Annotated in this window: 16 protein-coding genes and 1 pseudogene; 6 read left to right on the top strand and 11 right to left on the bottom strand. The window is 72.0% G+C overall.

Going from position 1 to position 21508, the window contains the following annotated elements; all coding sequences use genetic code 11:
* Positions 1-16: 16 nt before the first annotated feature.
* The 4 genes from xdhC to gcl form a co-directional block, all read right to left on the bottom strand.
* A complete protein-coding gene (xdhC, locus tag AC2EAQ_RS18535; protein ID WP_484645919.1) occupies positions 17-841 on the bottom strand; it encodes a xanthine dehydrogenase accessory protein XdhC in 825 nt (274 codons plus the stop codon).
* Positions 842-1253: 412 nt separating this feature from the next.
* Positions 1254-2150: a 2-hydroxy-3-oxopropionate reductase gene (glxR, locus tag AC2EAQ_RS18530; RefSeq protein WP_484645918.1), complete on the bottom strand. Its 897-nt coding sequence runs from the start codon at positions 2148-2150 to the stop codon at positions 1254-1256.
* 22 nt (positions 2151-2172) lie between these two features.
* Positions 2173-2952 (bottom strand): hydroxypyruvate isomerase, encoded by a 780-nt coding sequence (gene hyi, locus AC2EAQ_RS18525; RefSeq protein WP_484645917.1) that lies wholly within the window; start codon positions 2950-2952, stop codon positions 2173-2175.
* 5 nt (positions 2953-2957) lie between these two features.
* On the bottom strand, positions 2958-4748 hold the full coding sequence (gcl, locus tag AC2EAQ_RS18520) for a glyoxylate carboligase (RefSeq protein ID WP_484645916.1): 1791 nt from the start codon (positions 4746-4748) through the stop codon (positions 2958-2960).
* Between the two features lie 121 nt (positions 4749-4869).
* On the opposite strand from gcl, the gene AC2EAQ_RS18515 reads away from it, so the two are divergent.
* Both AC2EAQ_RS18515 and AC2EAQ_RS18510 read left to right on the top strand, forming a co-directional pair.
* Positions 4870-5778 (top strand): LysR family transcriptional regulator, encoded by a 909-nt coding sequence (locus AC2EAQ_RS18515; RefSeq protein ID WP_484645915.1) that lies wholly within the window; start codon positions 4870-4872, stop codon positions 5776-5778.
* 149 nt (positions 5779-5927) lie between these two features.
* Positions 5928-7847, top strand: coding sequence for a diguanylate cyclase (locus AC2EAQ_RS18510; RefSeq protein WP_484645914.1), 1920 nt, complete (start codon positions 5928-5930; stop codon positions 7845-7847).
* Positions 7848-7863: 16 nt separating this feature from the next.
* Here the strand turns inward: AC2EAQ_RS18510 and AC2EAQ_RS18505 are convergent.
* From AC2EAQ_RS18505 to uraH, 6 genes and pseudogenes are all read right to left on the bottom strand, one after another.
* Positions 7864-8094: pseudogene (locus AC2EAQ_RS18505) on the bottom strand (4-oxalocrotonate tautomerase); the annotation flags it as partial.
* A gap of 28 nt (positions 8095-8122) precedes the next feature.
* Entirely contained in the window at positions 8123-8845 is a 723-nt protein-coding gene (locus AC2EAQ_RS18500; protein ID WP_484645913.1) for a class II aldolase/adducin family protein, read from the bottom strand.
* A 5-nt stretch (positions 8846-8850) separates the two neighbouring features.
* Positions 8851-10356: a nucleobase:cation symporter-2 family protein gene (locus AC2EAQ_RS18495; RefSeq protein ID WP_484645912.1), complete on the bottom strand. Its 1506-nt coding sequence runs from the start codon at positions 10354-10356 to the stop codon at positions 8851-8853.
* Positions 10357-10384: 28 nt separating this feature from the next.
* Entirely contained in the window at positions 10385-11596 is a 1212-nt protein-coding gene (locus AC2EAQ_RS18490) for a urate hydroxylase PuuD (protein ID WP_484645911.1), read from the bottom strand.
* A gap of 171 nt (positions 11597-11767) precedes the next feature.
* Positions 11768-12724, bottom strand: a complete 957-nt coding sequence (locus tag AC2EAQ_RS18485) for a Bug family tripartite tricarboxylate transporter substrate binding protein (protein WP_484645910.1) — start codon at positions 12722-12724, stop codon at positions 11768-11770.
* A 160-nt stretch (positions 12725-12884) separates the two neighbouring features.
* Positions 12885-13241, bottom strand: a complete 357-nt coding sequence (gene uraH, locus AC2EAQ_RS18480; protein WP_484645909.1) for a hydroxyisourate hydrolase — start codon at positions 13239-13241, stop codon at positions 12885-12887.
* A 156-nt stretch (positions 13242-13397) separates the two neighbouring features.
* Between uraH and AC2EAQ_RS18475 the strand changes: the two genes are divergently transcribed.
* Genes AC2EAQ_RS18475 through AC2EAQ_RS18460 form a run of 4 tightly spaced genes read left to right on the top strand, consistent with a single transcriptional unit; the run spans position 13398 to position 18043 of the window.
* Complete coding sequence (locus AC2EAQ_RS18475; RefSeq protein WP_484645908.1) at positions 13398-14066, top strand: GntR family transcriptional regulator; 669 nt, start codon at positions 13398-13400, stop codon at positions 14064-14066.
* Positions 14063-15025 carry an allantoinase PuuE gene (puuE, locus tag AC2EAQ_RS18470; protein ID WP_484645907.1) on the top strand — a complete coding sequence of 321 codons (963 nt, stop codon included), beginning with the start codon at positions 14063-14065 and terminating at the stop codon, positions 15023-15025. Before AC2EAQ_RS18475 ends, puuE begins: the two co-directional genes overlap by 4 nt.
* Positions 15026-15038: 13 nt before the next feature.
* Entirely contained in the window at positions 15039-16811 is a 1773-nt protein-coding gene (gene uraD / locus AC2EAQ_RS18465) for a 2-oxo-4-hydroxy-4-carboxy-5-ureidoimidazoline decarboxylase (RefSeq protein ID WP_484645906.1), read from the top strand.
* On the top strand, positions 16808-18043 hold the full coding sequence (locus AC2EAQ_RS18460; protein ID WP_484645905.1) for a M20/M25/M40 family metallo-hydrolase: 1236 nt from the start codon (positions 16808-16810) through the stop codon (positions 18041-18043). Before uraD ends, AC2EAQ_RS18460 begins: the two co-directional genes overlap by 4 nt.
* Before the next feature lie 30 nt (positions 18044-18073).
* Here the strand turns inward: AC2EAQ_RS18460 and AC2EAQ_RS18455 are convergent, their stop codons facing one another.
* Positions 18074-21508 carry a PAS domain-containing protein gene (locus AC2EAQ_RS18455; protein WP_484645904.1) on the bottom strand — a complete coding sequence of 1145 codons (3435 nt, stop codon included), beginning with the start codon at positions 21506-21508 and terminating at the stop codon, positions 18074-18076.

Here is a 21508-nt window from a genome sequence, read left to right as displayed (position 1 = left end):
GCCGCGGCGGCTGATCTCAGCGCAGCTGCATCAGCTGCGCCGCCACCGCGGCGGCGATCACCTCGGGCTCCTTGCCCACCACGCCCGGCACGCCGATGGGGCAGGTGACGCGCGCGATCTCGTCGGCGCCGAAGCCGCGCGCCTCGAGCCGATGTCGGAACGTGGCCCACTTGCTGCGGCTGCCGATCAGGCCCACGAAGGGCAGGTCGTCTCGCTCGCGGATGCGGCGCAGGCACGCGGCCACGATCTCCAGGTCCTCCGCGTGCGAGAAGCTCATCACCAGCACGCGCGAGCCCGGCGCCACGTCGGCCACGGCGGCTTCCACCGGCGCGGAATGCTCGGTGGACACCTGCGGCGGCAGGCCGGGCGGAAAGATCTCGTCGCGGCTGTCCACCCACCACACGCGCACCGGCAGCGGCTGCAGCGCACGCACGATGGCGCGCCCCACATGTCCGCCGCCGAACAGCGCCACCGGCAGGCGCCGCGCGTCCTGCGCCGCCAACAGCCGCACCTGCACCTCGGCGCCCTGCCCCGCGGCCAGGCGCTCGAAGCCCAGGTGCATCACGCCACCGCAGCACTGCCCCAGCGACGGCCCGAGCGCATAGCGTCGCTCGGCCGGCATCGCGCCGCCCGCCAGCCCCGCGCGCGCCAGCGCCACCGCCTCGTGCTCCACGTGCCCGCCGCCGATGGTGCCGAGCAGCCGATCCGCAAACACCGCCATCCAGGTGCCCTCGTCCCGCGGCACCGAGCCCTGCGTGCGCTGCACCGTCACCAGCACGGCCGCTTCGCCGGCCAGCCAGTCAGCAAGCGTGTCGGGGGTAGGTTCAGGCAGCGGCGGCATGGTGCGGCGATGTTATGCCTGAGCGTGTTTCGTCGCCTGCCGATGGATGCGCGTCGTGGCGGGCGGTGCGCGGCACCGAAGAGGCGTGCCCCCCTCGTTGCGAACCCGTGCCTGCCTGCCCGGGCGCGGGCGGGCGGGGGCGGGCGTGCATGGGGCGGCGCCGAGGCGCGCAGGGATTGCGGCCGCGCGCGCAGCGCGCTTCGTCATCTGACTCGTGGACGCTGTCCGAGCGCAGCGAACGCAGTGAGCGAAGCGAGTCCGGCCACGGGGCCGCAAGACCGAGCACCGCAGGGCAGTCGCCGCAACGCGGCGACCGCCGACGTTGCACGCCCGCCCCCGTCCGCCCACGCCCGGGCCGCGCGGACATCGGCAGTCCACGCCGAAGCGCCAGCGAGGCCAGCGGCCAGAGAGATCAGCCGCCGATCTCGAACGAAGCCAGCTTCTCCAGCGCCCGCACCATGGCCGAGTGGTCCCAGCCCTTGCCGCCCGCCGCCGAGCAGGCGTTGAACAGCTCCTGCGCCGTCGCCGTGTTGGGCAGCGACACGCCGAGCGCACGGGCGGAGGACAGCGCGAGGTTCAGGTCCTTCTGATGCAGCTCGATGCGAAAACCCGGGTCGAAGGTGCGCTTGATCATGCGCTCGCCGTGCACTTCCAGGATGCGCGACGACGCAAAGCCACCCATCAGCGCCTGCCGCACGCGCGCCGGGTCGGCGCCGGCCTTGGCGGCGAACACCAGCGCCTCGGCCACCGCCTCGATGTTCAGCGCCACGATGATCTGGTTGGCCACCTTGGCCGTCTGGCCGTCGCCCACGCCGCCCACCCGCGTGATGTTCTTGCCCATGCAATCGAACAGCGGCTTCACGCGGTCGAAGGTGGCCTCCTCGCCGCCGACCATGATCGACAGCGTGGCGTTCTTCGCGCCCACCTCGCCGCCGGAGACCGGCGCGTCCAGGTAGTCGGCGCCGGTGGCGCGCACGCGCGCGGCGAAGTCCTTGGTGGCGATGGGCGAGATGGAGCTCATGTCCACCACCACCTTGCCGCCGCCGATGCCCGCGGCCACGCCCTGCTCGCCGAACAGCACCCGCTCCACGTCGGGCGTGTCGGGCAGCATCAGGAACACGATGTCGGCGCGCTCGGCCACGCCGCGCGCGGTGGTGCACAGCGTGGCGCTGGAGTCGACCAGCGCCGGCGGCACCTTGCTGCGCGTGTGCACGAACAGCTGGTGCCCCGCGGCGATGAGATGGCCGCACATCGGCGCGCCCATGATGCCCAGGCCGATGAAGCCGATCTTCTGCGGTTGCGATGTCATGCGGAGGTGTCCGATCGATGCGTCACAGCGCGTAGCGCTGCAGCCAGCCCAGGCCGGCCTCGGTGGAGGTGGCGGGCTTGTACTCGCAGCCCACGTGCCCGGCGTAGCCGATGCGGTCGAGGTGGCGGAACAGGAAGCCGTGATCGATCTCGCCCGTGCCCGGCTCGTGGCGCCCCGGGTTGTCGGCGATCTGGATGTGCGCGATGCGCGGCAGGTGCTTCTCGATCGTCGCCGCCAGCTCGCCTTCCATGCGCTGCATGTGGTACGCGTCGTACTGCAGGTAGGCGTTGGGCGCGCCCACCTCGTCCAGGATCGAGATCGCCTGCGCGGTGCGGTTGAGGAAGAAGCCGGGGATGTCGAAGGTGTTGATCGGCTCGATCAGCAGCTTCAGGTTCGCCGCCTTCAGCTCCGCCGCGGCGTAGCGCAGGTTGCCCACGAAGGTGGCGCGCAGCATGGGCTCGGGCACGCCGGCCGGCGCCTTGCCGGCCAGGCAGTTGAGCTGGCCCACGCCGAGCTGCCTGGCATAGACGATCGCGCGGCCCACGCCGTTGCGGAACTCGTCCACCCGGTCGGGCAGGCAGGCGATGCCGCGCTCGCCGGCGTCCCAGTCGCCGGCGGGCAGGTTGTGCAGCACCAGCTTCAGGCCGTGGGCGTCGAGCCGGGCCTTGATCTCCTCGGCCGGGAACGCGTACGGAAACAGGAACTCCACCGCCTTGAAGCCGGCCTTGGCGGCGCGCTCGAAACGGTCCAGGAAGGGATGCTCGGTGAAGAGCATCGTCAGGTTGGCGGCGAACTTGGGCATCGCGCTTACTCCAGCAGGCCGGCCATCTCCAGGCCCTGCTTGCCCTGCGGGTGGCGGCAGTCGATCTCCTCGAACTCCATCACCTTGTCGATCTCGGTGCCCATCGAGATGTTGGTCACCTTCTCCAGGATCACCTCCACCACCACCGGCACGCGGTGCTCGTGCGCCATCGCCTTGGCCTGCACCAGCGCGTCGCGGATCTTCTCCGGGTCGGTCACGCGCAGCGCCTTGCAGCCCAGGCCCTCGACCACCTTCGCGTGGTCCACGCCGTAGCCCTGCAGCGCCGGGTCGGTGACGTTCTGGTTGTCGAACGCGAGCTGGACGCAGAAGTCCATCTCGAAGCCGCGCTGCGCCTGGCGGATCAGGCCGAGGTAGCTGTTGTTCACCAGAACCTGCACGTAGGGCAGGCGGAACTGCGCGCCCACCGCCAGCTCCTCGATCAGGAACTGGAAGTCGTAATCGCCGGACAGACCGACCACGGTCTTGGTCGGGTCGGCGGCGGCCACGCCCAGCGCGGCGGGGATCGTCCAGCCCAGCGGGCCGGCCTGGCCGCAGTTGATCCACTGGCGCGGGCCGTACACGTTGAGGAACTGCGCGCCGGCGATCTGGCTCAGGCCGATGGTGGTCACGTACACCGTGTCGCGGCCGAAGGCGTGGTTCATCTCCTCGTACACGCGCTGCGGCTTGATCGGCGTGTTCTCGAAGTGGGTCTTGCGGTGCATCAGGCGCTTGCGCTCGGCGCAGCGGCCGGCCCACTCGCCCACGTCGGGCAGCGTGCCCGCGGCCTTGCGCTCGCGCGCGGCCTGCACGAACAGCTCCAGCGCGGCCTTGGCGTCGGAGACGATGCCGTAGTCGGGCGCGAACACGCGGCCGATCTGCGTGGGCTCGATGTCCACGTGGATGAACTTGCGGCCCTTGCAGTACACCTCGGGGCTGCCGGTGTGGCGGTTGGCCCAGCGGTTGCCGATGCCCAGCACGAAGTCGCTCGCCAGCATGGTGGCGTTGCCGTAGCGGTGGCTGGTCTGCAGGCCGCACATGCCGGCCATCAGCGGATGGTCGTCGGGGATCGCGCCCCAGCCCATCAGCGTCGGGATCACGGGGATGCCGGTCAGCTCGGCGAACTCCACCAGCAGGTCGCAGGCGTCGGCGTTGATGATGCCGCCGCCGGCCACGATCAGCGGCCGCTCGGCCTGGGCCAGCATGTCCAGCGCCTTGTCGATCTGCTTGCGCGTGGCCGCGGGCTTGTACACGGACAGCGGCTCGTAGGTGTCGATGTCGAACTCGATCTCGGCCATCTGCACGTCGAACGGCAGGTCGATCAGCACCGGGCCCGGGCGGCCCGAGCGCATCAGGTGGAAGGCCTGCTGGAACGCGCGCGGCACCTGCGCCGGCTCCAGCACGGTGGTGGCCCACTTGGTGACCGGCTTGACGATGGACGCGATGTCCACCGCCTGGAAGTCCTCCTTGTGCAGGCGAGCGCGCGGCGCCTGGCCGGTGATGCACAGGATGGGGATGCTGTCGGCCTGGGCCGAGTACAGGCCGGTGACCATGTCGGTGCCGGCCGGGCCCGACGTGCCGATGCACACGCCGATGTTGCCGGCCTTGGCGCGGGTGTAGCCCTCGGCCATGTGGCTGGCGGCCTCGACGTGGCGGGCCAGGATGTGGGCGATGCCCTGCCGCTCGCGCAGCTGGGCGTACAGCGGGTTGATCGCGGCGCCGGGCACGCCGAAGGCCTGCGTGACGCCTTCCTTTTCCATCACCAGCACGGCGGCCATGGCGGCCTTCATCTTTGCCATCTCGGTCTCCTGGGGTTCGGGTTCCAACTGGCCGCGATGGTCAGGCGCAGGGGCCGCGGCGTGAATGCCAGCGCGGGCATGTTTGCTATTCCACGGCGGAATAACTGGCTAGGATCGGGCCATGGACCGTGTCACCGCCGTCGCCCTGTTCGCCCGCATCGTGGAGACCGGCAGCTTCAGCAAGGCCGCGGCCGAGTTCGGCATCACGCAGCCCACGGCCACCAAGGCGGTGGCGGCGATGGAGCAGCGCCTGGGCGCCCGCTTGCTGCACCGCACCACGCGCGGCGTCAGCCCCACCGAGGTGGGCCTGCGCTACTACGACCGCTGCAAGGCGATCGCCAGCGAGATCGAGGCCGCCGACAACCTGGCCACGCTGATGCAGGGCGGCGTCGGCGGCACGCTGCGCGTGAGCACCTCGGTGGCGTTCGGCCGCCGCGTGCTGGTGCCGCTGGCCATGCGCTACATGCGCGAGCACCCGAGCCTGACGGTGGACCTGAGCTTCGAGGACCGCTACGTGAACATGGTCGAGCAGGGCGTGGACCTGGCCGTGCGCATGGGCCGCCTGGCCGATTCCACGCTCGGCGCACGCTGGCTCGGCCGCAATCCATGGGTGATGGTGGCCGCGCCGGCCTACCTCAAGGCGCACGGCACGCCGAAGCACCCCGCCGACCTGACGCAGCACGCGGGCCTGATCTACAGCACGGTGCAGGGCGACGACCGCTGGATGCTCACCGGCCCCGACGGCGTCGAGCAGGTGGTGCCAGTGCGCGGGCCACTGCGGTCGAACAACCTGTCGGCGGTGCTGGCGGCCGCGCGCGAGGGCCTGGGCGTGGCGATCCTGCCATGCTACGTGGCGCGCGAGTCGCTGGCCGACGGCTCCGTGCGGCCGATCCTGGAACGCTTCACCCTGCCCACGCAGGAGATCCATGCGGTGTATCCGTCGCCCAAGCTGGTACCGGGCAAGGTCAGCTCGTTCATCGAGCACCTGCGGGGCGCGCTCGAAGGGGCGTGGTGGGACCGGCCGGCGTAGCTGCCGGCCTGGGCGCCAGCGTGGGCGGCAGCGGCACGGCCGACCCGGCCCGCAGCGGGGTCACCCTCGGGAATCTCCCGAGCCTTCCCCGGGCCCGCACCCGGGTGGACGCTCAAGGCGGCAGGCGGCCAAGTCGATAGAGTCGGACCGTGGCCCACCTGTCCCGCCCTGCCCTGGCCCTCGGCCTGATGCTGCTGGTGGCGCCAGCCTGGGCCGCGGACCGCCTGGAAGAGCGCCTGCGCCAGGTGCGCGAGGCCGCGGCCGCGCTGCCGCAGCGCGGCCTGGCCCTTTTGCAGCCGATGCGCGCCCAGGCCGTCGCCGCGGACCTCCTGGACGAACGTCTGGCCGCCGACGAGGCCGAATGCCGCATCGTCAGCGACCTGGACGCGCAGCAGGCGCTGGCGGTGGCCGACGCCGGCCTGTCTGCGGCAGACCCGTCTTCGGCCGGGCCCTCGGGAGACGCCCGCCCCTGGTGGCTGCGCCTGCGTGCCTGCCGCGCCGGCATGCTGGTGGAGGTAGGCCGAATCGCCGAAGCCCGATCCGAATTCGAGGCCCTGCTGGTGCAGACGGCCGATCCCGCACTGGAAGTAGCGCGCGCCATGGTGCGGCTCGAGCGCGGGGTGCACCGCTCGCGCAGCGGCGACCTGCAGGGCGGGCAGTCCGACCTGCTGGCGGCCTGCGAGGTGCTGGTGCACCGCGGCCTGGCCGGCGACGGCGACCTCTGCCGCTGGCACCTCGCGAGCCACTACAAGCGCATCGGCGACATCGACGAGTCGCTGCGCCTGATGAAGCTGCTGCAGGCCGGCGCCCGGGCGCGCGACGCCACCTACGACGAGTCCATCTATGCCTTCGGCCTGGCCCAGGCCTACCAGGGTGCCCAGCGCTGGGAGGAGTCGCTGCCGGTGTTCCAGGAGGCGCTGCGGCTGAGCGAGAAGCTGGCCGACCGCCCTGGCATGGCCTATGCGGAAAACGGCATCGCGGTGTCGCTGCTGAAGCTGAAGCAGCCGCGCGAAGCGCTGCTGCGCACCGACAACGCGATGCGGCAGCTGGACGCGGCGGGCGACCCGCGCCAGTACGAGATCCAGGCGATCACGCGCGCCGAAGCCCTGGAAGGCGTGGGCCGGACGGCCAACGCGCTGGCCCTGCTCGACAGCGTGGACCGGCGCGTGCGCGAGCGCGGCGACCGGAACACGCTGGCCATTTACGAGCGCGTGCGCTCGCAGGCGCTGTCCGCGCTCGGCCGCTGGGCCGACGCCTACCGCGCGCTGGAAGCCGCCGCGTCGCTCGACAGGGACCTGGCCTGGCAGAAGAGTTCCGAGCAGGCGGCCCGCATGCGCCAGCAGTTCAACCGCGACCGCGACGGCGAGGACCTCGCCACGCTGCGTCAGTTGCACGAGCAGGAACTGCAGTTGCGCCAGACGCAGGCCGTGGCGCTGGCGCTATTTGTGGTGCTGCTGGGCGTGGTGGCAGCCTTCGCGCTGCGCAAGGTGATGCAGGCACGCCGCCTGCAGGCGCTGGCCACGACCGACGAGCTGACCGGCCTGGCCAACCGCCGCGCCACGCTGGCCTTCCTCGACGACGCGCTGGCCCGCGCCCGGCGCGACCGTGCCGAGGTGGCCGTGCTGATGATCGACGTGGACCACTTCAAGCACATCAACGACAGCTGGGGCCATGCCACCGGCGACGACGTGCTGCGCCACCTGGCGCGCGTGCTCGGCGGCGGCCTGCGCGACCGCGACCGGCTCGGCCGGCTCGGCGGCGAGGAGTTCCTGGCGGTGCTGCCCGGCGCCGGCGCCGAGGTGGCGCGCGGCGTGGCCGAGCGCATGCGCGCGTCGATCGCCGGCAACCCGATGCTGGCCGGCACCACGCGGGCCGTGGCCTACACCGTGAGCATCGGCGCTGCGGTGGGCGACGGCTCGGCCGCGTCCGACGCGCTGCTGGCCCAGGCGGATGCGGCGCTCTACCGCGCCAAGGGCAGCGGCCGCAACGCGGTGGTGCTGCATGCCGAGGCGCCGGCCGACACGGCGCCCGAGCCCGGGCAGGGGTCGGCGCCGGCCCAGGCCGCGTAGGTACGGCTGCGGGCCCTCAGCCGGCCTGGGGCGGTGGCGGCGGCACCTGGCTCCACAGCACGCCGCCGGTGGCCCAGTCGTGGCGCTTCATGTCGTGGAAGAGCACGTCCACGCCGCCCGGCGAGCCGCCGAGCACGCGCACGCAGGCGTCGGTGATCTCGCGCGCCAAGGCGGCTTTCTGTTCGGGCGTGCGGCCCTCGAAGAGTTCGACGCGGATGGTCGGCATGGCAGGGCTCCGGAGTCGGTGTCGGTATCGGTGTCGGAAGGGCGACGCTTCAGTCGTCGAGCGAGCGTAGCAGCGCGGGCCATTCGTCCTCGCCCTCGGGCACGCGGCCGTCGCCGATCCACTGGCGCTGGGTGCGCTCGGCCACGTCGTCGGCCACGCAGTGCACCGTGCCCGCGGCCATGGCCGCGAGCTGCACCTGCGCGGCGCGTTCCAGCAGGTGCATCAGCACGAAGGCCTCGGCCACGGTGCGGCCCACGGTGAGCGTGCCGTGATGCAGCAGGATGAGCCCGTCGAGCGCGCCCAGCGCGGCCACCAGCCGCGCGCGCTCGGCGGCGTCGAAGGCCAGGCCCTCGTAGGCGTGGTGGCCGATGCGCCGCCACAGGCGTAGCGCCGGCTGCGAGCACGGCAGCACGCCGCCCGGCACCGGAGGCAGTGCCGCCAGCGCCTGGCCCCAGCGCGTATGCAGGTGCATCACGCACATCGCGTCGGGCCGCGCCGCATGCACCGCGCCGTGGATCGCGAAGCCGCTCGGGTTGACCGGCGCGCCCGAGCCGTCGACGACGCGGCCGGCCACGTCCACCTTGACCAGGTTATCCGGCCGCACCTCGGCGAATCGCAGGCCGAAGCGGTTGATCAGGTAATGGCCGGGCTCGCCCGGCACCGACGCGGAGAGGTGCGTCCAGACGATGTCGTCCCAGCCGCGGCGCGCCGCCAGCCGGTAGGCGGCGGCGAGGTCGCGCCGGACTTCGGCTTCGGACGACGCGTGCTGCATGCGGCTCAGTGTGCCTCGGCGGTCTTGGCGGCTTCCACGCTGCCCGCCGTGTCGCCGCGCGCGCCGTTGAAGAACACGTTGAGCACCACCGCCGACACGGCCGTCAGCAGGATGCCCGACTCCAGCAGCGGGTGCAGTCCGTGGGCCATCTGCTGGGTCCAGCGCGGCGCCACCAGCGGGATGAGGCCGAAGCCGATCGACAGGGCCACGATGTAGAGGTTGTGGCGCTGAGTCTTGAAGTCCACCGTGGACAGGATGCGGATACCGGTGGCCGCGACCATGCCGAACATCACCAGCCCCGCCCCGCCGAGCACAAAGGTCGGGATCGATTCGACGAAGGCGGCCATCTTGGGCAGCAGGCCGAGCACGATCATGATCACGCCGCCAGCCACGCAGACCCAGCGGCTCTTGACGCCGGTGACGCCGACCAGGCCGACGTTCTGGCTGAAGCTGGTGTAGGGGAAGGTGTTGAAGACGCCGCCGATCAGCGTGCCCACGCCGTCCGTGCGCAGGCCCGCGGCCAGCTCCGCCTGTCCGATACGACGGCCGGTGATGTCCGACAGTGCGAGGAACATGCCGGTGCTCTCGATCATGACGACGATCATCACCAGGGTCATGGTCAGGATCATCACGATGTCGAAGGTGGGCATGCCGAATGCGAAGGGCGTGACGAACTCGAACCAGCCCGCCTTGGCCACCTTGTCGAAGTGCATCTTGCCCATCGCCGCGGCGACGACGCAGCCCGCGACGATGCCCAGCAGCACCGAGATGTTGGCCACGAAGCCCCGCCCGTACTTGACCAGCAACAGGATGAACACCAGCACCGCGGCGGCGACGGCCAGATTGTCGAGCGCACCGTAGGCCGGGTTGTCGACCATCGGCACCGGCGCGGGCAGGCGCATCGGCGCCGCCGTGGCACCCGGCGGCGCGGAGGCGGCCGCAGCAGCGGCGTTGGCCTTCATGCCGTCGACCATCGCCACCAGTTTGGGCACGTCCACGCTCTGCGCGGCCGGAGCCGGCCCGCCGAGCGCCCAGCCCACGCCCACGCGCATCAGGCTGATGCCGATGATGGCGATGATCGTGCCGGTGACCACCGGCGGAAAGAACCGCAGCAGCTTGCTGACCACCGGGGCGATCAGGATCGAGATGACGCCGGCGCCGATGATCGCTCCGAAGATCGCGCGTGCCCCGTCGACGCCGGGCGTGGCATTGGCGAACGCCACCATCGGCCCCACCGCGGCGAAGGTCACGCCCATCATCACGGGCAGGCGGATGCCGAACCAGCGCGTCACACCCAGCGACTGGATCAGCGTGACCAGGCCGCAGCAGAACAGGTCGGCGCTGATCAGCAGAGCCACCTGCTCCGGCGACAGCTTCAGCGCACGGCCCACGATGAGCGGCACCGCGATGGCGCCGGCATACATCACCAGCACATGCTGCAGGCCCAGCGCCGCCAGGCGCGGCGCAGGCAGCCGCTCGTCCACCGGGTGGACAGTCGTCGTTGTCTCCATGGGATCTCCTCGTTGTGTGCCGGGGCGGCTACTGGGCGGGTGCGCCGGCCTCGAACCAGCGCTTGAAGAGCGCGCGCTCCTCGTCGGTGATCTGCGTGGCGTTGTTCAGCGGCATCAGGCGCAGCACCGCCACCTGCTGGTACATCGCCTGCGCATGCTGCTTGAGCAGCTCCGGCGTGTGCAGCGCCACGTTCTTCTGCGCCAGCTGCGCGTTGTGGCACATGACGCAGCGCTGTTCCACCACCGCCTGCACCTGGGCCAGCGTCACCGGCTGGGCCGCTGCGGCGCGGGCCTGCGCGCTGGGCGGCGGCGGCGCCAGCCACAGGGCCAGGCCCAGCAGCACCAGCGTGCCCACGACCGCGTGCTCCCACGGGGTGCGTCGGCCTTCCACGTGCGCCTTGTGCCGCGCCACGAAGCTGTGGCGGATCAGCGCGCCGGCCAGCATCAGCAGCACCAGCACCAGCCAGTTGTGGCGGCCCTGGTAGAGCCAGCCGTAGTGGTTGGACAGCATCGCGATGATGACCGGCAGCGTGAAGTAGGTGTTGTGCACGCTGCGCTGCTTGCCGCGCCGGCCGTGCACGGGGTCCACCGGCTGGCCGGCGCGCAGCTGCGCCACCACCTTGCGCTGGCCCGGGATGATGCAGAAGAAGACGTTGGCGCTCATCGCGGTGGCCAGCATCGCGCCCACCAGCAGGAACGCCGCGCGGCCAGCGAAGAGCTGGCAGGCCAGCCACGACGCGAACACCACGAAGGCCGTGACGATCACGCCGACGATCAGGTCGCCCCGCTCGCGCTCGCCGAACAGGCGGCAGATCGCGTCGTAGACGAACCAGAAGGCGACCAGGAAGCCCAGCGCCGCGGTCACCGCCGCCGCCGGCGACCAGTCGAACACCGCCTTGTCGATCAGGAAGGTGCCGGCGTTGAACAGGTACAGCACCGTGAACAGCGCGAAGCCCGTGAGCCAGGTGCTGTAGCTTTCCCAGTAGCTCCAGTGCAGGTTGTCAGGCAGCGGCCGCCAGCGCGGCGCCACCATGTACTTGTTGGAGTGGTAGAAGCCGCCGCCGTGCACGGCCCACATCTCGCCGTCGACGCCCTTGGCCTTGAGGTCGTCGCTGTCGGGCCGCGACAGGCTGTTGTCGAGCAGGACGAAATAGAACGACGCGCCGATCCAGGCGATCGCCGTGATCACGTGGGCCCAGCGCAGCAGCAGGTTGAGCCAGTCGAGCAGGTAGGCGTCCATCGCGGTCGGCCTTCGGGGACGGCGTCAGGCACGGCCTGGCGCGATCCCCTCACCACAGCGGGCTCTGTGAGGAGCGACCGTCGCAAACCGCCGACCGGAAGGTCGGCGGGCACCGCGGCGACGAGAACCAAAGTGTATGCACGCCGGTATGCATTCCGGCGCGGAGAAACCCTATTTGAGGTCGGCCGCCTTGATGGCCGGCTGCCAGTCGGCCACCTGCTTGGCGACGAAGGCGGAGAAATCGGCGCTGCCCATCTTCACCGTGGTGATGCCCAGTTCCTCGAAGCGCTTGACGATGGCCGGGTCGGCCACCAAGGTGGCCAGCGCGGCGCCGAGCTTGTCGGTCACCTCCTTGGGCAGGCCGGCCGGGCCGCTGACGCCGAAGTAGTTCTCGGCCACCAGCTGCGGCAGGCCGAGTTCCACCACGGTGGGCACGTCCGGCAGCAGCGGCGAGCGGGTGCGCGTGGTGACCGCCAGCGCCCGGATCTGCCCGGCCTTGACCATCGGCACGAAGGCCGTGATCACGTCGATGCCCACCGGGATCTGCCCGGCGATCAGGTCGGTGGTCATCGGCGCGCCGCCCTTGTACGGGATGTGCGTCATCTGGATCTTCATCGCGTCCTTGGTCATCTCGCCCACGATGTGGCCGATCGACCCCGGGCCGCCCGAGCCGAAGGAGTAGCCCGGCGCCGCGGCGGCCTTGGGCAGGTCCTTCAGGCTGGCGGGGCCCGCCTTGGGGTTGGCCATCAGCAGCACCGGCGCGACGCCGAGCATGCCGACATGGGTGAACTGCTTCACCGGGTCGTACGGCGGCTTGGGCACCGTGAACGGCCCGATCGACGTCGGCGTGCTGTTGGACAGCATCAGCGTGTAGCCGTCCGGTGCGGCACGCACCACGTCGAGCCCCCCGATGGTGCCGCCCGCCCCCGGCTTGTTGTCCACCACCACCGGCTGCCCCAGCGCCTTGCCCAGCGGCTCCGCGATCGCCCGCGCCACCATGTCGCTCGCCCCGCCCGCCGCGAACGTGACCACGATCCGCACCGGCTTCTCCGGCCACGCCGCGTGCGCAGCCAGAGGAAGCGCCAGCACAGCCAGCGAAGCCAGTGAAACAAAGCGCCGAAGTCTCATGATGTCTCCAGAAAGTTGGGCGAGTGGCATGCAATCCCCGTGCCCCAGCAGGGGCCGCGGGTCCGGCTCCGCCGGCCCGCAGGCGCCGCCCCCCAGGTCCACGAAGGGGACCCTGTCGGGTCCCGGGGGAGCCGCGAAGCGGCAACGGGGGGGGTCGCCATCAACTCCCCCGATAGGTCGAGTAGCTCCACGGGCTCACCAGCAGCGGCACGTGGTAGTGGCCGGCGGCGTCGGCGATGCCGAAGTCCAGCGGCACGGCGTCGATGAAGGGCGGCTCGGGCAGCGCGACGCCGCGCCCACGGAAATAGGCCGCCACCTCGAACACGAGGCGGTAGCGGCCGACGGCCATCGCCGCGGCGTCGAGCAGCGGACCGCCAGCGCGGCCGTCGTGGTCGAGCGTGAAGCTGCGCAGCAGCGTCGTGGCGCCCGAAGGCTCGACGCGCAGCAGCGCGCCCTTCATGCCGGCCGCGGGGCAGCCGTGGGCGGTGTCCAGGACATGGGTGCTGAGGTGGCCCATCGGCGGCGGCTTTCGGCGGGGGTGGGTAAGGGGTGGTGCGGCGGGGTCTTTCGGCCCGGGTCTGCGCAAAAGTGTATACACTTTCGAATACACGTCAACCGCTCCCGCCCTGCCCCGTCGCACCCCGTGGCCCGCAGCCCCGCTCCCCCAAAGGCGATGCCCGCCGCCAGCAGCAGCACGCAGCGCATCGTCGACTCCATCGTCGAGGCCATCGTCGAGCGCCGCCTGATGCCGGGCACCAAGCTCGCCGAGGCGCAGATCGGCCAGCTGTTCGACGTGTCGCGCACGGTGGTGCGCCAGGCGCTGAACCAGCTCTCGCGCGACCGGCTCGTCACGCTGGAGCCCGCGCGCGGCGCCTTCGTCGCCCAGCCCGGCGTGGACGAGGCGCGCCAGGTGTTCGAGGCACGCCAGCTGATCGAGGCGTCGATCGTGCGCGAGCTGTGCGCGCGCATCACCGACACGCAGGTGGCCGAGCTGCGCGCGCACCTGCGCGACGAGCGCGCCGCGGTGGCCCGCACCGACGTCAGCGGCCGCACCCGGCTGCTGGCGGACTTCCACGTCGTGCTGGCACGCATGCTGGGCAACCAGGTGCTGGCCGACCTGCTGGCCGACCTGCTGTCGCGGTCCTCGCTGATCGCGCTGATGTACCAGTCGTCGCACTCCGCCGAGCATTCGCAACAGGAGCACGAGGCCATCGTCGACGCGCTGGAGCAGCGCGACGCGCGCGCCGCGGCGCGCCTGATGAACCGGCACCTGCACAGCGTCGAGCACAACCTGCGGCTCGACCCGCTTTCCACCGACCTTGCCAAGGCACTGCGCCGATGAACTACCCCCGCGACCTGAAGGGCCACGGCCCCAACCCACCCCATGCCCGCTGGCCCGGCGGCGCCCGCGTGGCGCTGCAGTTCGTGCTGAACTTCGAGGAAGGCGGCGAGAACTCGGTGCTGCACGGCGACGCCGGCAGCGAGCAGTTCCTGTCCGAGATGTTCAACCCGCCGGCCTTCCCCGCGCGGCACCTGAGCATGGAAGGCATCTACGAGTACGGCTCGCGCGTGGGGGTCTGGCGCATCCTGCGCGAGTTCGAGCGCCGCGGCTGGCCACTCACGGTGTTCGGCGTGTCGATGGCGCTGGAGCGCTGCCCCGAGGTGACGCAGGCCTTCGTCGAGCTGGGTCACGAGATCGCCTGCCACGGCTGGCGCTGGATCCACTACCAGAACGTCGACGAGGCCACCGAGCGCGACCACTTGCAGCGCGGCATGGCCATCATCGAGCGACTGACCGGCCGGCGCGGCTCGTCGCCGGGCCATGTGCATGGCCTGGGCTGGTACACCGGCCGCGACAGCCCGAACACGCGCCGCCTCGTCGCCGACCACGGCGGCTTCGAGTACGACAGCGACTACTACGGCGACGACCTGCCGTTCTGGCTGCAGGTGCGGCGCAGCGACGGCGCGCTGGCGCCGCACCTCGTGGTGCCCTACACGCTGGACTGCAACGACATGCGCTTCGCACTGCCGCAGGGCTACTCGCACGGGGACGAGTTCTACGCCTACCTGCGCGACGCCTTCGACCTGCACTGGGCCGAAGGCGCCGAGCGGCCGTCGATGATGTCCATCGGCATGCACTGCCGCCTGCTCGGCCGGCCCGGCCGCTTCCGCGCCTTCCAGCGCTTCCTCGACCACGTGGCGCGCCACGACGGCGTGTGGATCGCGCGCCGCATCGACATCGCGCGCCACTGGCGCGCCACCCACCCCTTCGACGCGGCCACCGCGTTCACCTGGGAATGAACCGGAGCCTGCCGTGCCGCTGACCCTGGACCAGATCAACGCCGCCAGCCAGGCCGAGTTCACGGCCCTGCTCGACGGCAGCTACGAGCACTCGCCGTGGATCGCCGAGCGCGCGTGGCACCTGCGCCCGTTCCGCACGCTGCCGCAGCTGCAGCAGGCCTTCGTGCAGGTGCTGCGCAAGGCCGGCCGCGACGCCCAGCTGCGCCTGGTGCGCGCCCACCCCGAGCTGGCGGGCAAGGCGATGGTCAGCCGCACCCTCACCGCCGAGAGCACGAACGAGCAGGGCAAGGCGGGCCTCGCGGACTGCACGCCGGCGGAGTTCGCCCGCATCCAGCAGCTCAACGCCGACTACAACGCGAAGTTCGGCTGGCCGTTCATCCTGGCGGTGCGCGGGCCGCGCGGCAGCGGCCTGACCCGGCACCAGATCATCGACGTGTTCGCCCGCCGCCTCGCGCAACCAGCGGACACCGAGTTCGCCGAGTGCCTGCGCAACATCCACCGCATCGTGGAGATCCGCCTGGCCGACAAGTTCGGCGTCGAGCCCGTGCTCGGGCAGCAGGCCTGGGACTGCGCCGAGCGCCTGGCCACCTGGAGCGACCCGCCGTGGGACGCGCGCGGCGAGCTGACGGTGACCTATCTCACCGAGGCCCACCTCGCCTGCCAGCGCCAGCTGCTGCACTGGATGCGCGAGTGCGGCTTCGACGAGGCGCGGCTCGACGCGGTGGGCAACGTGGTCGGCGTCTATCACGGCAGCGACCGCCGCGCCCCGCGGCTGCTGACCGGCAGCCACTACGACACCGTACGCAATGGCGGCCGCTTCGACGGGCGGCTGGGCATCTTCGTGCCGATGATCGCGGTGCGCGAACTGCACCGCGCCGGGCGCCGCCTGCCCTTCGGCATCGAGGTCGTGGCCTTCGCCGAGGAAGAAGGCCAGCGCTACAAGGCCACCTTCCTCGGCTCGGGCGCGCTCACCGGCCACTTCGACCCGGCGTGGCTGGACCAGACCGACGCCCAGGGCGTTGCGATGCGCGACGCGATGCGCGCGGCCGGGCTGCCGGCCTCGCTGGCGGCCATCCGCGCCGAGACGCGCAACCCGGCGGCCTACCTCGGCTTCGTCGAGGTGCACATCGAGCAGGGCCCGGTGCTCAACGCGATGGACCTGCCGCTGGGCGTGGTGACCTCGATCAACGGCAGCGTGCGCTACCTCGGCGACGCCGAAGGCACGGCCAGCCACGCCGGCACCACGCCGATGACGATGCGCCAGGACGCCGCCGTGGCAGTGGCGGAACTGGCGCTCTTCCTCGAACGCCGCGCGGCGTCGGTGCCGGACCTCGTCGGCACCGTCGGCCTGCTCGAAGTGCCCGGCGGCTCGATCAACGTTGTGCCCGGGCGCTGCCGCTTCTCGCTCGACATCCGCGCCACCACCGACGCGGTGCGCGACGCCTGCGCCGCCGACGTGCTGGCCGAGGCGGCCCGCATCGGCGCCCGGCGCGGCGTGCGCTTTGGCTTCGAGCAGACGATGCAGGCCGCCGCCGCGCCCAGCGACGCCGCACTGCAGCGGCGCTGGGAAGCCGCCGTGGCCGCCCTCGGCCTGCCGGTGCACCGCATGCCCTCGGGTGCCGGCCACGACGCGATGAAGCTGGCGCAGGTGATGCCCCAGGCCATGCTCTTCGTGCGCGGCGAGAACGCCGGCATCAGCCACAACCCGCTCGAGTCCTCCACCGCGCACGACTGCGACCTGGCCGTGCGCGCCTTCCAGCATTTCATCGAGAACCTGAAGCCATGACCGACCGCCACGCCGCCCTCGACGCCTGGATCGACGCCCACTTCGACGAGGAGGTGCGCTTCCTCCAGGCCCTGGTGCAGGTGCCCACCGACACGCCGCCCGGCCACAACGCGCCGCATGCGCAGCGCACCGCCGAGCTGCTGGGCGGCTTCGGCTACGCGGCCGAACAGCACCCGGTGCCCGAGGCGCTGGTGCGGGCCCAGGGCATGGCCTCGATCACCAACCTGATCGTGCGGCGTCGCTTCGGCGACGGCGGCCGCACGATCGCTCTCAACGCGCACGGCGACGTGGTGCCGCCGGGCGAGGGCTGGACGCATGACCCCTACGGCGGCGAGGTGGTCGACGGCCGCCTGTACGGCCGCGCCGCCGCGGTGAGCAAGAGCGACTTCGCCACTTTCACCTTCGCGCTGCGCGCGCTGGAGGCCGCCGCACGGCCGGCGCGCGGTGGCGTCGAGCTGCACTTCACCTACGACGAGGAGTTCGGCGGCGAACTCGGCCCGGGCTGGCTGCTGCAGCACGGGCTGACGAAGCCCGACCTGCTGATCGCCGCGGGCTTCAGCTACCAGGTGGTGACCGCGCACAACGGCTGCCTGCAGCTCGAGGTGACGCTGCACGGGCTGGCCTCGCACGCCGCCTACCCGAGCACGGGGGTCGACGCGCTGCAGGCCGCCAATGCGCTGCTGACCGCGCTGTACGCCCACAACGGCGTGCTGCGCGAGCGCCGCTCCAAGGTGGCGGGCATCACCCATCCCTACCTCAACGTCGGCCTGATCGAGGGCGGCAGCAACACCAACGTCGTGCCCGGCAAGGTGTCGCTCAAGCTCGACCGTCGCATGATCCCCGAGGAGGACGCCACCGCGGTGGAAGCCGAGGTGCGCGCGCTGATCGAGCGCGCGGTGGCGGCGCACGACCCGCGCGTCAAGGTGGAGATCCGCCGCATGCTGCTGGCCCAGGCGCTGCAGCCGCAGTCGGCCAACGCGCCGCTGGTGGAAGCGATCCAGCGCCATGCGGCGACCGTGTTCGGCGAGGCGCCGCCGGTGGTGGGCACGCCGCTGTACACCGACGTGCGGCTGTACGGCGCGCACGGCGTGCCGGCGGTGATCTACGGCGCCGGCCCGCGCACCGTGCTGGAGAGCAACGCCAAGCGCGCCGACGAGCATCTCGTGCTGGAGGACCTGCGCCGCGCCACCAAGGTGGTGGCCCGCGCGCTGTCGGACCTGGTCGGGGGCTGAGGCCCTGCCGGAGCCGCGCCCGGCCCGGGCTCAGGGCCGGGTGACGCTCTGCGCCGCGGCGCGCGCGAGCACCGACTCGATCGCCTCCACGAGGTTGTGCATCGAGAAGGGCTTGCCCAGGTAGCCGTCGAAGCCCGCGGCGATGAAGCGCTCGCGGTCGCCCGCCATGGCGTGGGCGGTCAGGGCCACGACCGGCGTGCGCGCCGTCGCCCGCGTGGACTCGATCTCGCGCCACTGGCTGACCACGTCGGTGCCGTCGAGTTCGGGCATCTGGATGTCCATCAGCACGAGGTCGAAGCGCTGGTCGACCAGGGTGGCCAGCGCCTGCGCCCCGTCGCGCACGCAGACCACGTCGATGCCCAGGCGCGACAGCATCGTCTGTGCCAGCAGCAGGTTCACGTCGTTGTCCTCGGCCAGCAGCACCGACAGGCCGGCCAGCCGGCGCGTCTCGGGCGCCGGCGGCTCGTCAGCCGCGTCGCCGCGGCTTTCGAGCCGGCGCGACAGCGCACCATGCAGCTCGCGCGGGGTCAGCGGGCGGGTCAGGCGTTGCACCGGCAGGCCGCGGGCGGCCGGCAGCAGGCTGCCCGGGCGCTCGACCAGCATGTCCACCGCCCCCACCGGGTGCACCACGACGACACGCCGCAGCTCGCCGCGCCCGCGCCACTCGCGCACGGCGGCGTCGTAGGGCGCAGGCTGCGCCACGCCGTCGATCACCAGCGTGTCCACCGCCAGGTCGCGCTGGCCCAGGGCCTGGGCCGGGTGGCGCACGACGACCGAGCGCACGCCCCAGTGGTCCAGCCACGGCTGCCAGGCTTCGTAGCTGCCGCCCTGGTCCTCGACCCAGGCCAGGCAATGGCCGGCGAGCGCCGGCAGCGGCGAACCGGCGGCCGCCTCCAGCGGCAGCTCCAGGGTGAAGCAACTGCCACGCCCCGGTGCGCTGTCCACGCCGACGGTGCCGCCCATCAACGTGGCCAGCTCGCGGCAGATCGCCAGCCCGAGCCCGGTGCCGCCGAACCGCCGCGTGGTGGACTCGTCGCCCTGCACGAAGGGCTCGAACACCTGCGCCTGCTTGTCGGCGTCGATGCCGGGGCCGGTGTCGATGACCGCGATGGCGTAGCGTCCGCTCCGGGCCCCGCGCACCACGCGGGCCGCCCGCACCGTGACGGCGCCGCTCTGGGTGAACTTGATCGCGTTGCCGACCAGATTGCCGACCACCTGGCGCAGCCGTGCCGGGTCGCCCATCACGGACTCGGGCAGGTCGGGGGCGATCACGAGCGAGAACCCCAGGCCCTTGGAACGGGCGCGCAGCGCCATCGGCCGGCACGCCTCGGCCAGCAGCAGGTGCAGGTCGAACGCCGTGTGCTCGACGTTCATCGCACCGGCGTCGATCTTGGACAGGTCGAGCACGTCGTTGACGATGCCCAGCAGGCCCTGGGCCGCGGCGCGGGCCAGGGTCAGCCACTCGCGCTGCTGCACCGTGAGCGGGCTGGCCAGCACGAGGTCGGTCAGGCCCAGCATGCCGTTGATCGGCGTGCGCACCTCGTGGCTGATGTTGGCCAGGAAGCGGCTGCGCGCCTCGACGGCGGCCTGCGCCTGCTGCATGGCGCGCCGCAGCTCGGCCTCGTGGCGCCGCTCGTCGGTCACGTCGCGGATCACCGTGAGCACGCCCACGCTGCCGTCGGCCAGCTCGATCGGCCGGCGATCGGCCAGCAGGATGCGCTCGCCGGTGCCCGTGCCAAAGTCGACGCGCTCCTCGCGGACGATGGTCACGCGCTCCTCCATGACCCTGCGGTCGATGTCAGGGATGCCAAGGGCCAGCGCACGATCCGGGAACACCTCCGTCAGCGTGCGGCCGACGATGTCGGACACGCGCAGGCCGTTGGCCTGGGCGTAGGCCGGATTGACGAGCAGGAACCGCTGCTGCGCGTCCTTGACCATGACGTAGTTGTCCTCGAGGTCGATCACCTCGCGCACCAGGCGCTCGTGATGCTCGATCTCGCGCGCCTGGCGGCGCAGTTCGGTCACCTCGCGCGCCACCACCAGCAGCAGGGTCCGGCCGTCCGGAGCGGCCACGAGCTTGCGCAGCACGACGAAGTCGCAGTCCTCGGTCACGCCACCGACCTTGCGGCCAAGCCGCTGCTCGTCCTGCAGCGGGCCGCCCCCGGCCCAGACGCGGCGGTCCAGCTCGAGGCTGCCCAGCACGCCCGGCAGGTTGCCGAACACCTCCAGCGAGTTGCGCCCGATGACCTGGGACGCTTCCAGGCCCCAGAAGTCGAGCATGGCGGTGTTGACCATGACGAAACGGCCGTCGGCGTCCTTGAGCGTCATCGGCGCATCGTCGGCGTCGAACACCGCCCGCAGCAGGCGGCGCGCGTTCTCGGTCTCGCGCTGCAGGCTGCGCAGTTCGGACACGTCGGCGGTCATCGTCAGCACCAGCGGGTCGTCGCTTCCGGGCAGGCGCACCAGGGTCTTGGTCACGAGGTGCGGCACCTGGTCGCTGAGCAGCCGGTCGGCGTCGGCATCGACGACGACGCCCTGCTGCTGCGCCAGCAGGCGCAGGTCCAGCTCGCGCATGCGCTGCGTGTACTCCGGGCGGCCGATCTCGACCACCGAGCGGCCCTCGATCTCCTGCGGCGTGGTGCCCAGGCGCGCGGCGTTGTAGGCGTTGACCAGCACCAGCCGGCCGTCCAGCGACTTCAGTGCCAGGCCGCTGGGCATGCTGTCGATCACGGCCCGCAGCAGGGCCCGCTGCTCGGCCAGCTCGCGCGTGCGCGACTCGAGCAGGTCGCCGGCACGGTTGAGCGCGTCCCGCACCTCGTCGATCTCGGCCAGGTGCGAGTCGCGCCGGGACAGACGGCGCCCGCCGGCGTCGGGCAGCCCGGCCGCGAACTGCGCCATTTCGCGCAGCGACGCCAGGGGCACGGCCAGCAGGCGGCGGAACAGCAGCGCGACGGCGAGCAACATCGCCAGCAGCGTCGCGATCGCCGGCCAGATCATGGCCGCCCAGGCATCGACCAGCGGTTCGGCGTCGAAGACCATGCGCAGCACGCGGTCGTCGGCCAGGGCATGGTCCAGCACGTAGGCGCTCGGCAGACGCAGCCAGCGGCTGGGTTCGACCGCCTGCAGCCCGACCCGCGGGTCGGGCGGGGGCAGCTTCATCGCGAAGCCGCGGCTGTCCAGCGAGCTGTGCTCCAACGCACCCGCACTGCGCACCACCTGCAGCGCCCGCAGGCGCGGGTCGTCGCGGTGCCACTGGTCCAGCAGTGCCTGCCGCTCCCTCGACCCGGTCGTCTCGTCCAGGTGGGTCGCGGCATGGCTGGCAGTGTTGGTGGCCCCGATGGCCAGCACGCTCTCCAGCGTCGCCAACTGGGCGGACGCGCTGTGCCAGCGAAAGGCCAGCAGCACGAGCGCCACGACACCGACGAGGACGGTGAAGCGCAGGGTCAGGCGGCTGACGTTGACCAA

It is taken from the genome of Aquabacterium sp. T101 (genome assembly GCF_057219775.1).
The sequence above is the reverse complement of the archived record's forward strand: the minus strand, read 5'-3'. Positions and strand labels throughout refer to the sequence as shown.